This window comes from Streptococcus sp. E17BB (genome assembly GCF_041807725.1).
GTDB lineage: Bacteria > Bacillota > Bacilli > Lactobacillales > Streptococcaceae > Streptococcus > Streptococcus entericus.
Genome location: NZ_JBGTZC010000007.1, coordinates 50,616 through 62,890 on the forward strand (window position 1 = coordinate 50,616; position 12,275 = coordinate 62,890).

General features: G+C 43.9%; 14 protein-coding genes. 12 read left to right on the forward strand and 2 right to left on the reverse strand.

Annotated elements, in window-relative coordinates; genetic code table 11:
• Positions 1-11 precede the first annotated feature (11 nt).
• The 8 genes from ACERC7_RS02775 to ACERC7_RS02810 all read left to right on the forward strand — a co-directional run bounded on the left by ACERC7_RS02775 (position 12) and on the right by ACERC7_RS02810 (position 7,723).
• The gene (locus ACERC7_RS02775; RefSeq protein ID WP_018368467.1) at positions 12-755 is read left to right on the forward strand and encodes a Stp1/IreP family PP2C-type Ser/Thr phosphatase; all 744 of its coding nucleotides are present in this window, start codon (positions 12-14) and stop codon (positions 753-755) included.
• Positions 755-2,662, forward strand: coding sequence for a Stk1 family PASTA domain-containing Ser/Thr kinase (pknB, locus tag ACERC7_RS02780; protein WP_373666075.1), 1,908 nt, complete (start codon positions 755-757; stop codon positions 2,660-2,662). Before ACERC7_RS02775 ends, pknB begins: the two co-directional genes overlap by 1 nt.
• 137 nt (positions 2,663-2,799) lie before the next feature.
• Positions 2,800-3,498 (forward strand): cell wall-active antibiotics response protein LiaF, encoded by a 699-nt coding sequence (liaF, locus tag ACERC7_RS02785; protein WP_018368469.1) that lies wholly within the window; start codon positions 2,800-2,802, stop codon positions 3,496-3,498.
• On the forward strand, positions 3,495-4,505 hold the full coding sequence (locus ACERC7_RS02790) for a sensor histidine kinase (protein ID WP_373659424.1): 1,011 nt from the start codon (positions 3,495-3,497) through the stop codon (positions 4,503-4,505). Before liaF ends, ACERC7_RS02790 begins: the two co-directional genes overlap by 4 nt.
• Positions 4,489-5,130, forward strand: coding sequence for a response regulator (locus ACERC7_RS02795; protein WP_373659425.1), 642 nt, complete (start codon positions 4,489-4,491; stop codon positions 5,128-5,130). Before ACERC7_RS02790 ends, ACERC7_RS02795 begins: the two co-directional genes overlap by 17 nt.
• Before the next feature lie 129 nt (positions 5,131-5,259).
• A complete protein-coding gene (locus tag ACERC7_RS02800; RefSeq protein ID WP_373666076.1) occupies positions 5,260-6,660 on the forward strand; it encodes a Cof-type HAD-IIB family hydrolase in 1,401 nt (466 codons plus the stop codon).
• Positions 6,660-7,034 (forward strand): CvfD/Ygs/GSP13 family RNA-binding post-transcriptional regulator, encoded by a 375-nt coding sequence (locus ACERC7_RS02805; protein WP_373659427.1) that lies wholly within the window; start codon positions 6,660-6,662, stop codon positions 7,032-7,034. The genes ACERC7_RS02800 and ACERC7_RS02805 overlap by 1 nt, the downstream gene beginning before the upstream one ends.
• Positions 7,034-7,723, forward strand: coding sequence for a YjjG family noncanonical pyrimidine nucleotidase (locus ACERC7_RS02810; protein WP_373666077.1), 690 nt, complete (start codon positions 7,034-7,036; stop codon positions 7,721-7,723). The genes ACERC7_RS02805 and ACERC7_RS02810 overlap by 1 nt, the downstream gene beginning before the upstream one ends.
• 43 nt (positions 7,724-7,766) lie before the next feature.
• On the opposite strand, the gene ACERC7_RS02815 is transcribed toward ACERC7_RS02810, so the two are convergent.
• Positions 7,767-7,943 (reverse strand): DUF3042 family protein, encoded by a 177-nt coding sequence (locus ACERC7_RS02815; protein WP_373666078.1) that lies wholly within the window; start codon positions 7,941-7,943, stop codon positions 7,767-7,769.
• Between the two features lie 83 nt (positions 7,944-8,026).
• Here ACERC7_RS02815 and ACERC7_RS02820 point away from each other — a divergent pair, with 83 nt between their 5' ends.
• Entirely contained in the window at positions 8,027-8,290 is a 264-nt protein-coding gene (locus ACERC7_RS02820; RefSeq protein WP_373666079.1) for a hypothetical protein, read from the forward strand.
• The gene (gene miaA / locus ACERC7_RS02825) at positions 8,280-9,179 is read left to right on the forward strand and encodes a tRNA (adenosine(37)-N6)-dimethylallyltransferase MiaA (RefSeq protein WP_373666080.1); all 900 of its coding nucleotides are present in this window, start codon (positions 8,280-8,282) and stop codon (positions 9,177-9,179) included. Before ACERC7_RS02820 ends, miaA begins: the two co-directional genes overlap by 11 nt.
• A 35-nt stretch (positions 9,180-9,214) precedes the next feature.
• On the opposite strand, the gene ACERC7_RS02830 is transcribed toward miaA, so the two are convergent.
• Positions 9,215-9,991, reverse strand: coding sequence for a DeoR/GlpR family DNA-binding transcription regulator (locus ACERC7_RS02830; RefSeq protein WP_018368478.1), 777 nt, complete (start codon positions 9,989-9,991; stop codon positions 9,215-9,217).
• Between the two features lie 172 nt (positions 9,992-10,163).
• On the opposite strand from ACERC7_RS02830, the gene ACERC7_RS02835 reads away from it, so the two are divergent.
• Entirely contained in the window at positions 10,164-11,096 is a 933-nt protein-coding gene (locus tag ACERC7_RS02835; RefSeq protein WP_373666081.1) for a tagatose-6-phosphate kinase, read from the forward strand.
• Between the two features lies 1 nt (position 11,097).
• On the forward strand, positions 11,098-12,078 hold the full coding sequence (gene lacD, locus ACERC7_RS02840) for a tagatose-bisphosphate aldolase (RefSeq protein ID WP_373659433.1): 981 nt from the start codon (positions 11,098-11,100) through the stop codon (positions 12,076-12,078).
• Positions 12,079-12,275 lie beyond the last annotated feature (197 nt).

Genomic DNA, 12,275 nt, shown 5'->3' on the forward strand with positions numbered 1-12,275 from the left:
AAAGATGACAAATGAAAATAGCTTTAAAAACGGACATTGGTCAAAAACGGTCGAACAACCAAGACTATGTCAACAAGTTTGTAAACAAAGGTGGGCAGACTTTAATTGTTTTAGCTGATGGTATGGGTGGTCACAAGGCTGGTCACATTGCTAGTCAGGTGACTGTGACAGATTTGGGGCGTGCCTGGGTTAGTACAGAGTTTACAGAGGGCGACTGGGAGCCTATTCGTTCTTGGCTTTTAGAGACCATCCAAGTTGAAAATCAAAAGATTTTTGAGATGGGGCAAACGGAAGACTACCAAGGCATGGGGACAACCATCGAAGCGTTAGCTCTGGTCGGCAATTATGCCATTTTTGCCCATGTTGGTGACTCTCGTGTTGGCTTAGTCCGAGAAGGTATTTACCATCAGCTGACGAGTGACCATTCCTTGGTTAATGCGCTCGTTAAGGCAGGTCAGCTCACTGCTGAGGAAGCACAGACTCACCCTCAACGCAATATCATTACGCAATCTGTTGGTCAATCGCAGCCATTAGACATTGATTTAGCCATTCAAGAACTGTTCCCAGGCGATTATCTTTTGGTCAATAGTGATGGGCTGACAAACCTTGTTTCTAACGAAGTCATTACCCGTATTATCACAGATGAGTTGAGCCTTGAAGGCAAAGCGGAATTGCTGGTTAATGAAGCTAATTTTGCAGGAGGCTTGGATAATATCACGGTTGCCTTGGTTCAAGTCGGAGGGGAGGTGGCCTGATGCTTGCTACAGGAAAACTATTTGCAGGTCGTTACCGCATTGTTAAATCAATCGGACGAGGTGGCATGGCGGATGTTTATCTCGGACGTGACCTGATTTTAGATGATGAAGAAGTCGCTATCAAAATCCTCCGAACCAACTACCAGACGGACCAAGTCGCTGTTGCACGTTTTCAACGTGAGGCTAGAGCCATGGCTGAACTCAATCATCCCAATATTGTTGGTATCCGTGACATTGGTGAAGACGAAGGACAGCAATTCATTGTCATGGAATACATTGATGGTTGGGACTTGAAAAAATATATCCAAGAAAAAGGTCCTCTCACTAGCGAGGAAGCTAGTCGCATCATGACAGAAGTCTTGTCTGCGATGACCCTAGCGCATCAACAAGGCATTGTTCACCGAGATTTAAAACCACAAAATGTCATACTGACCAAATCAGGTCGTGCTAAGGTAACGGATTTTGGGATAGCTGTTGCTTTTGCAGAAACCAGCCTGACACAGACCAATTCGATGCTGGGGTCGGTTCATTACCTGTCACCTGAGCAGGCGCGTGGGTCAAAAGCGACTGTACAGAGTGACATTTACGCTATGGGGATCATGCTTTATGAGATGCTGACAGGTCACATTCCATTTGACGGAGATAGTGCGGTGACCATTGCGCTTCAGCATTTTCAAAAGCCACTACCGTCTATTTTAGCTGAAAATCCTCAGGTTCCTCAATCCTTGGAAAATATCGTGATTCGAGCGACAGCCAAAAAACTGACTGACCGCTATATTTCAACCTTCCAAATGAGTCGTGACCTTGCTACAGCCCTTTATCCTAGTCGTCGCAACGAACGGCGACTGAGCTTTGAAGAGACAACGGTAACAAAACCTCTGCCGAAGGTTGAACCAACGCCAGTGCCACCGCCTCGTCAGCAAACCCGTGTCAGCCAGATGACACAAACCATTCCAGGTCGGTCGCCACGCGTGGAGCAGACCAGTAGTTATAAACCCGTTGAGGAAAAGGCAGCGCACACCACTAAACGACCTAAACCATCGCTCTTTTCAACGCTTGCTAAAATTCTAGTTGCACTGATGTTTCTTGTGATGACAGGTTTTGCTTATTTAGTATTGAGCAGCCCTGCAACAATTAAAGTCCCAGAACTCATCGGTGTGCCCCAAGAACAAGCCATCCAGAGGTTGACTGATGAAGGGCTTGCTCTAGGTCAGGTGGTCGAGGTTGAAAGCGAAACGGTTGAAAAAGGTCATGTGGTTAAAACCGATCCTGTCGCAGGCACCAACCGCAAAAAAGGTGCCAAGGTCAATCTCTATGTTTCCGCAGGCCGGCTGAGCTTTGAAATGCCAGATTATGTTGGGGAGACGTACGAGAGTGTTGCTTCTCGTTTGTTGTCAGATTATGGGATAACATCTGAACAAATTGTTGTGAAGAATGTGAAGACGACAGAGGAAGAAGCAGGGACGATTCTCAGTCAGAGTCCAAAAGCAGGTTCAACCTACACCATTGGTAAGTCAGGTAAGATAACCTTTGAAGTGGCTGTAAGTAGCTATATCACTATGCCTAATCTCATCGGCACAACGCAGGAGCAGGCGACGGCTCTACTGAAGAACCTAGGTGTCAACTCCTCTAAGATTAAATACTACACTCTGGCTGGCTTAGAAGTTAAAACTCCAGTGGCAGGACGATTAGTTGCTGGTCAGACACCTTACTCAGGGGAACTGTTTAATTTATCAGAAGCAGGCTATATCGAGCTTTATTTGGAAGATGACCCAGCAGAAGCTAGCAGTTCATCAAGCTCGTCATCAAGTGAAGCTTATGTGCCCTCATCGACAACTAGCGACACAAGTACATCGTCAACTTCTGAAACTGGAACGACAACATCAACTCAAACGGAAGGCAGTTAATGCTAACGTTAGTTTGAATAGAAGATGGAGTTATCAAACCTGAACGGTTTATGATTTCCCTCTTTTTTTTGCGGATAAGTTGTTTTATTTCTGCAAAAATGCCTAATTTCTGGTAAAATGCAAGAAAGGAGGGAGACATGAAAAAATTTCAATTCTTTTTACTGGTCGAAGCGGTTCTCCTAGCCTTGGCGCTGATGACGATTTTATCCGAGAGCCTCTACAGTTTTTTGTTAATTTTAGTCGTTGTCTTGTTGGCACTTCGCTTTTATAACCAAGGCAATCAAAGTAATTTTCTCTTGACCGCGGGCTTATTATTACTATTCTTGATCTTTATGCTGAATCCTTTCGTGATTGCAGCTGTGGTACTCGGGGTTGTTTATACCATTATCAACTCTTTTTCACAGGTCAAAGAAAAAAATCAGCTCGCTTTGATTGAATTTAAGTCTCAAGACCTGTCGGTAACGCCCAGACCAAATGACTGGGTTGGCTCTAGCGAACCTGTGTTAACGGAAAGTTACGCTTTTGATGATGTGAATATTATTCGTGTGAGCGGTTCAGATACACTGGACTTGTCAAAGGTCATTCTGGCAGGGTGTGATAATGTCATCATCATCCGTAAGGTGTATGGTCCGACAGTCATTCGTGTACCGGTTGATGTGGCTGTTAGCCTCAATGTTAGTGCAGTGTATGGGACAGTGACGTTTTTTGATTTTCCTGAGTATGATTTACGTAACGAGTCACTGAAACTTGAGGAGGAATCTTATGCCTCGGCTCATCGGTCAGTCAAGATAATGGTTAATCTTATTGCGGGTCAAGTTGAGGTGGTTCGACGATGAAAAAACAAACCATTTTAGTCATGTTTTTGTATGCGGTCGTCATCATCTCAGCAGTTGCCTATATCATTATGACCAGCTTTGGCTTAGGTTTTCCGGACTTGACTGCCAATCCTTTTGGGGTATGGCGTCTCTTGTTTGCGATTGTCTCTTTGAGTCTCTCCTTAACCTTGCTATTTTTGATGGTCTGGTATTGGTCAGATGAAGTGGCAAAACGCCACCTCAATAAAAACCTCAAGCGAATGTTGACTAATCAAACCATCTCCAAACAGCCAAATACAGAGCTGGGAACAAATATCACACGATTGTCTAACAAAATCCAGCAGTTGACAGCTAGTCTGCAAAAAACAGAAAATGCCTACATTCACAATGGTCAAGAGATTGTCCAGCGTGAGCGAAAGCGTATCGCGCGTGACCTGCACGATACGGTCAGTCAGGAGCTGTTTGCAGCAACGATGATTGTATCTGGGTTATCTCAGGTAGTGGGAGATTTAGATATAGAGCAAATCAAACACCAGCTGGTTACGGTGGAAGATATTTTGCAAAATGCTCAAAAAGATTTAAGGATTTTACTTTTGCATCTGCGTCCGACGGAGTTGGAAGGCAAAACCTTGTCAGAAGGCTTTGCCATGATTTTGACAGAGTTAAGGGACAAAAGCGATATGGCGATTAGCTATCATGAGGATATCCAAGGCCTGCCTAAAGTGATTGAAGAACAGCTTTTCCGTATTGCTCAAGAATTTATCAGCAACACCCTCAAACATGCTAAGGCCAGTCAGCTAGATGTTTATCTCAAGCAGACAGTTAACGAAGTCCAGTTAAAAATGATTGACAACGGTGTTGGTTTTGATGTTGATGAAGTGAGGAGTTTGAGCTACGGTTTGAAAAATATCGAAGACCGTATTGAGGATTTGGCTGGCAGTGTACAACTCATAAGCGCCAAAGGTAAGGGAGTATCTATGGATATTCGCGTCCCTATTTTGGAGGAAAACGATGATGAACAAGATTAATGTGATCTTAGTGGATGACCACGAGATGGTGCGCCTGGGGCTTAGCAGTTTTTTAAACATGCAGGCTGATATTGATGTTATTGGGGAAGCTGATAATGGCAGAGCTGGTGTTGAGATGGCGTTAGAGTTGCGACCTGATGTCGTGGTGATGGATTTGGTTATGCCTGAGATAGATGGCGTTGAAGCCACGTTGACACTTCTCAAGAGCTGGTCTGATGTCAACATTTTGGTGTTGACATCTTACCTAGATAATGAAAAAATTTACCCTGTTATTCAAGCAGGCGCAAAAGGCTACATGCTAAAAACCTCCAGCGCTGCAGAAATTCTCCATGCGATTCGAAAAGTGGCCAAAGGGGAGCTAGCTATCCAAACTGAAGTTGATCGTAAATTCCGATACCACAAAAACACGCCTGCGCCTCATGATGAGTTGACTGCCCGTGAGCGTGAAGTTCTGGGATTGCTAGCCAAAGGTTATGATAATCAGACCATCGCTGATGTGTCCTTCATCTCGCTCAAAACAGTGAAAACCCATGTGTCTAACATTTTAGCTAAGTTAGGCGTATCAGACCGTACACAAGCAGTTGTCTATGCATTTCAGCATAATTTGGTGGAAAAAGATAACTAGCTTAGTGCGTACCACCAAGCTAGTTGCTGATGAAAAAAATAAAACAAATCAACTGGTCGTTCTTTTGGAACGACTGGTTTTTAGCTTTATGGTATAATAGAGAGAAATTGTTAAAAGTGAGGAAATGATATGCAGGTAAAATTACGTTATAAAGCCAAAAAAATCAAGGTTGTTTTCTTTGATATCGATGATACCTTACGTGTCAAGGCGACCAGCTACATGCCAGAAACCATCAGCTATGTCTTCGACCAACTACGAGCGAAAGGGATTGTGACAGGCATTGCTTCTGGTCGAGCGATTTACGGTGTTGTGCCAGAAATTCGAGCACTCAATCCGGACTATTTTGTTACCATCAATGGGTCATATGTTGAGGACAAAAAAGGTAAGGAATTGTTTTCAGAGCCAATTCCACAGGAGCTGGTTGAGCAGTTTATTGCTTGGTGTGATGAAGTTGGGATTGACTACGGTTTTGTAGGTAGCCAAAAGGCTGTCGTCTCTAAACGCACCGCTATTGTTGAACTTGCCCTCGATCCAGTCTATGGGGAACTAGCCGTTGAGCCAGACTTTCACAAAGACCATGCGGTTTACCAGATGTGGACGATTGAGGAAATCGGTGATGACCTGCAACTACCAGAAGCTCTAGCCAAAGACCTTCGTTTGGTGCGTTGGCATAAGAACTCATCTGATGTCGTTTTGACCCATGTTAGCAAGGCCCTCGGGGTAGAACAAGTTGCCAAAGCCCTTGACCTCAAACCTGAAAATATTTTAGTCTTTGGCGATGAGAGAAATGACTTGGAAGTTTTTGATTACGCAGGTCTGTCAGTCGCTATGGGTGGTGCGATTGAAGCCATTAAAGAAAAAGCCGATTTGGTGACTGATTCTGTTGAAGAAGATGGCATTTACAAGGCATTAGTAAAACTGGGTCTGATTGATGAAAAATTAACCCTGCCTCAGCTACATTTGGACCAACATCAAGGACCAATCGTCACCTTCCATACCAACCAAGGGGACATGACCCTCAAACTTTTCTCAGAGCAAGCGCCAAAAACGGTGGCCAACCTCATTGCCCTTGCTAAGTCAGGTTACTATGACGGTGTGATTTTCCACCGTATTATCAAGGAATTTATGATTCAAGGCGGTGACCCAACAGGCACCGGTATGGGTGGCGAGTCTATCTACGGTGATCGCTTTGAGGACGAGTTCTCTGCGGAGCTCTACCACATTCGAGGAGCTCTGTCTATGGCTAACGCCGGTTCAAATACCAATGGTAGCCAGTTCTTCATTGTGCAAAATAGCAAGTTAGCCTTTAGCAAAAAGGAGTTGACCCGCGGTGGGTGGCCAGAAGCCATTACAGAGGTTTATGCAAAGGAGGGCGGCACCCCGCATTTGGATCGTCGCCATACCGTTTTCGGGCAAATTGCTGACGCTACTTCCTTTGAGGTGCTAGACAAGATTGCTGCTCTTGAAACGGATTATGCTGACCGACCTTTGGAAGACGTTGTCATTGAGCATGTTGAGGTGATTGACTGATGAAAGTTGGCGATACCTTAACAGGCACGGTAATTGGCATCAAGCCTTACGGTATTTTTGTTGAACTTCCAAATAATCTGGTTGGTCTGGTTCATATTTCGGAACTAAAGTCAGGATATGTTGATAACATTTATCAGCAAGTCGCGATAGGTCAAGAAGTGATCGTACAGATTATCGACATTGATGAGTACAGTAAAAAAGTGAGTTTTTCCATGCGCAGCCTTGCTTCAAAAGGTCAACCGCTGGCAAACTTTCATCGGTTTTCCCGCCACCGCTATCGTACAGGCTTCGCACCTCTACGCGACCAGCTTCCTAAATGGATTGCGGAAGGGATAAAGCGGCTATCTGAACAACAAAAGGGGCAAGAAAGCTGATGCCTTATACAAATTTATTCTTCGACCTGGACCATACGTTACTGGATTTTGATGCAGCAGAAGGGGTGGCCTTGCACCGGTTGCTGAGAGATTTTAATGTTGTTGACTTACCTGCCTATCACACTGCCTATCAGACCATTAATCGTCAACTTTGGAGAGACTTGGAAGCTGGTAAAGTCAGCAAGCAGGAGTTAATCGACAGTCGATTTGCTCGCTTGTTTGCCCATTTTGGGCAGGCTGTAGATGGGCGACAACTGGCCAACATCTACGAAACTTATCTTAGCCAGCAAGGTCAAACCTATCCTGGTGCAGAAGCTCTGCTATTGACCCTAAAAGCCAAAGGCTACAAACTCTATGCCGCGACCAATGGCGTCGCTACTATCCAAGAGGGGCGACTCAATTGCTCTGGGTTAGTTGGCTACTTTGAGGCGGTTTTTATCTCCGAGCAAATCGGTTTTCCGAAACCAGATAGGCGCTTTTTTGAGAAAATAGCAGAGCAAGTAGATGGTTTTTCCCTGTCAACGAGCTTGATGATAGGGGACAACCAACTGGCAGATATCAAGGGAGCACATGATTTTGGGATGGATACGGTGTTTTATAATCCACACCACCGTGAACTTGATGACGATAGTTGTCCGACTTATACCGTAGCCGATTATGAAGAGTTGTTAAAACTTTTAGAGCACTAAAAAAAAGAGCGTGACGCTCTTTTTTTAACAGGCTGGATAAGCCTTAGCGAGCTGTCCGACGACGAGCTGCTTTTTTACGGTTTTCTTTGATGAATGCTGCTTTTTCCTCTTCAGGATCAATAATGGTTTTTTTGACCGCAAAAACAGCTCCTGCCACAGCAGCTGCTGTGCTGACGATGCCTGTTAGTAAACCTTTTGTAAATGAACCTTTTTTAGCCATAGGTATTCTCCTTTTCTTATGTTATAATAAGTGTAACGAAAAAACTGTTAAAATTCAAGAAAAAAGTGTGAAAGGAAGGGCAGATGCGACAATTTCAGTCTGAAGACCTAGTTCAGAAGGCTAAGAAAGCTATCATTAAAAGTAGTCCCAAATCTAGTAACAGTTTTGGTCAGATGATGAGGCGGATGGATGACTCTCACATAAAACAAGGTCTGATATCAGCCTCTGACGATTACCTTGAATTAGCTCGTCCTTCTCTCGATTTTTGGACAGTGGTTGTTCATGGTAAAATGCTCCAAAAGAAAGCACTCCATTCATTTGAAAGGCAGGTGAATGATGCCAACTAAATTACTTGTTATCGTCGGTCCAACAGCTGTTGGTAAAACAGCACTAGGCATTCAGCTCGCTCAAGCCCTTGATGGAGAGATTATCTCAGGGGATAGCCAGCAGGTCTATCGTGGCTTGGATATTGGAACCGCTAAGGCCAGTCCATTAGAGCAAGCGGCAGCAGTCCACCACTTGATTGATGTCCGAGAGGTGACACAGACCTATTCGGCTTATGATTTTGTGACAGAAGCAAAAGCCTCTATAGATGGTATTCTTCGTCGTGGCAAATTGCCGATTATTGTAGGAGGAACAGGCCTCTATATTCAGAGCTTGCTAGAGGGCTATCACTTAGGAGGTGACCTGGATCAGGCGGCAGTTCTTACTTATCGCCGATCACTCGAGCAACTATCTGATGAAGCTCTCTTTGAAAAAATAGCCGAGCAGAAGCTCACCCTCTCACAGCCCAACAGACGTCGAGCGATCAGAGCACTCGAGTTAGCCAAATTTGGGCAAGAACTAACCAACCAACCAACTGATTACGATGCTTACATCATCGGTTTGACCGATGACCGCGTCATTCTCTATGACCGCATCAACCAACGCGTTGATAAGATGGTAACGCAAGGTCTTTTAGAAGAAGCTAGATGGTTGTATGATCATCACCGTGATGCCCAAGCAAGCCGTGGAATTGGCTACAAAGAGCTATTCCCCTATTTTGCAGGAGAATGTCACCTAGATACCGCCATTGACAAGCTAAAACAGCAGACACGCCGTTTTGCAAAACGACAGCTAACCTGGTTTCGTAACCGCATGTCTGTCCATTTTTATAACATTAGCCAGGTTAAATCAGATGATATCCTAGCAGATGTCACTCAATTTTTGACAGATACAGCAAAAAACCAAGATTAGGCATCGCCTAATCTTGGTTTTTATAAAGATAACAACTAGTCGTCATCTGTTGGAGTTTGAGGTGTCACAATTTCAGTGTAGTTGCTGTACATTTCCTTGACGTCATCAGGGAGCCCAGAATCTGATAAAATCTTGTCAAAACGGCTGGTGCTATAGAATGGATAAAAGTCATATTTACCAAACTTTGTGTGATCCGCCAACAGGTATTTGTCAATAGCACTATCGATGGAGAGCTGTTGGGTCTTTCCTTCTGTCTCGCTATAGGTAGAAATCAAGTCCTTATAAATAGCATTAGCACTGACAAAGACCTTAGAGCATTTGATGCTCTTAATGCTCTGATCGGCCAAACTACCGATAAAGGAACCCGTAATATCGCGGTATTTGCCACCAATTAAAATAACATCAATGGTAGGACTAGTCATCAAGATATTAAACACCGGCAAACTGTTTGTAATAATCCGAAGATTACGGTCAAGTACCTTTCTCGCCAAACACTCTAGTGTCGTCCCTGGGCCGAAAAAGATGGTTTCATTGTCTTGGATCAATGGCAGAGCTAAATCGGCAATTTCTTCCTTTTCAGCCATTTGTTGAGTGAGCTTTTCAGTGTTAGACTTTTCGTAGTTCTGATTGTTTTCGATGCTCTGAGCCCCACCATGAACGCGAATTAATTTGCCGGCTTTTTCTAATTCATCCAAATCACGGCGAACAGTCATATCAGAAACATCCAACTCAGCAACAATTTCATGAACGGTAATCAAGCCTCGTTTATTAACCCATTCCAAAATACGTTGCAGACGCTCGTTTTTTAACATGTAGCACCTCTTTCTCTCTTGTTTTTTTACTCTTAGCATAACACAGACAGACGAAAAAATCAAACCAGAACGCAACCCTCTAAAAACAAACAAAAACAAACAAAAACTATTGACATTTTCTGAAAACTATTGTAAAATAATAGTGTAAAATTTTTATAGAAAGGAGAACGAGATGATTTTAACCATTACCATGAACCCTTCGGTAGATGTTGCTTATCTCTTAGAGAGACTGGTTCTTGACAAGGTCAATCGAGTCCCTAATGCCCGTAAAACGGCAGGAGGCAAGGGGTTGAATGTCACACGAGTACTCGCAGAAGTTGGCGACCAGGTTTTGGCTAGTGGTTGCTTGGGCGGACGACTGGGCGATTATATAGAAGATAACTTACCAGAAAATGTTGAGTCAGCTTTCTTTAGAATTGCTGGCGAGACACGGAACTGTGTTGCCATCTTACATGATGACGGTCAACAAACCGAGATATTGGAAGCAGGACCGACCTTATCTGAGCAAGAGACTCAGGACTTTCTCCGTCACTTTGAACAACTTCTGGATAAGACCGCAGTAGTGGTGCTCTCAGGTAGTCTTCCAGCAGGTTTGCCAACAGACTATTATGTTCGCTTAGTGAACTTGGCACAACAGGCGGGTAAACCAGTTGTCCTAGACTGTTCAGGGGCAAGCCTAGAGGCTGTCTTATGGTCAGAACATAAACCGACAGTCATTAAGCCGAATAACGATGAGTTATCTGATTTACTGGGCATCGAAGTGACTAAAGACATTGACCAACTCAAGACTGTTTTGCAGGATGACCTCTTTGCAGGGATTGAGTGGATTGTGGTGTCTCTGGGAGCAGGTGGTGCCTTTGCTAAGCATGGTGACAAGTTCTACCGAGTAACTATCCCCAAAATCGATGTGGTCAATCCTGTCGGTTCAGGCGACTCCACTGTTGCGGGTATTGCGTCAGCTATTTTCCATCAGGAAAGTGACCAAGACTTACTTAAAAAAGCCAATGTCCTGGGCATGCTCAATGCCCAAGAAGAAATGACCGGTCATGTCAATATGGCCAACTATGATAAACTGTATCAACAATTAAAAGTAGAAGAGGTGTAACATGACATTAACAGCAAACAAACGTGCATTTATGGAAAAACTGTCAGATAGCAAGGGCGTCATTTCGGCGCTTGCTTTTGACCAACGCGGAGCTCTTAAAAAAATGATGGCTAAGCATCAAACAGAAGAGCCAACTGTGGCGCAAATTGAAGAACTCAAAAGCTTAGTATCAGAAGAATTGACCAAGTATGCTTCATCTATCTTGCTTGATCCTGAGTACGGCTTGCCAGCGGTGCAAGTCAAAGATGAAAATGCAGGTCTTCTGTTAGCCTATGAAAAGACTGGCTACGATGCCAGCACGCCAGGTCGTTTGCCTGACTGTTTGGTAGAATGGTCTGCAAAACGCCTCAAAGAGCAAGGGGCTGATGCTGTAAAATTCCTCCTATACTATGATGTGGATGGTGATGAGTACATCAACTTACAAAAACAAGCCTACATGGAGCGTATCGGTTCTGAGTGTAGGGCAGAGGATATCCCATTCTATCTAGAAATCCTCAGCTACGATGAAACTATCGAAGACAACGCTAGCCCAGAATTTGCTAAAGTCAAGCCTCGTAAAGTGATTGAAGCTATGAAAGTCTTCTCAGATGAGCGTTTTGGCGTGGATGTCTTGAAGGTTGAAGTTCCTGTTAACATGAATTATGTTGAAGGTTTTGCAACTGGCGAAGTAGTTTACACTAAAGAAGAAGCAGCCGAGTTCTTCCGTCAACAAGAAGCAGCAACCGATCTGCCATATATCTACCTGTCAGCAGGTGTTTCCAGCAAACTCTTCCAAGATACTTTGGTTTTTGCCGCTGAAGCAGGTGCTAAATTCAACGGCGTGCTTTGCGGACGTGCGACTTGGGCTGGTTCAGTTGAAGTTTACATTAAAGAAGGTAAAGAAGCAGCTCGCGAGTGGTTGCGCACAGAAGGCTTCAAAAACATTGATGACCTCAACAAGGTATTGGAAACAACTGCAACACCTTGGACAGAAAAAGCCTAAATCAATAAAGACTAAAAACAAGGGACATGCCTTGTTTTTAGTTTTTTTCCAGTACAATAATCATATCTTACACAATTTTCCCAAAAAACATTATCAGCTGAAGAAAAAAATAAAATTCGCAAATTCAGTCTTGATTTACTCAATATCGCCAGGAATGGGCTATTGAAAAGAGGATTTAAGGAAGAAAACTACTTAAC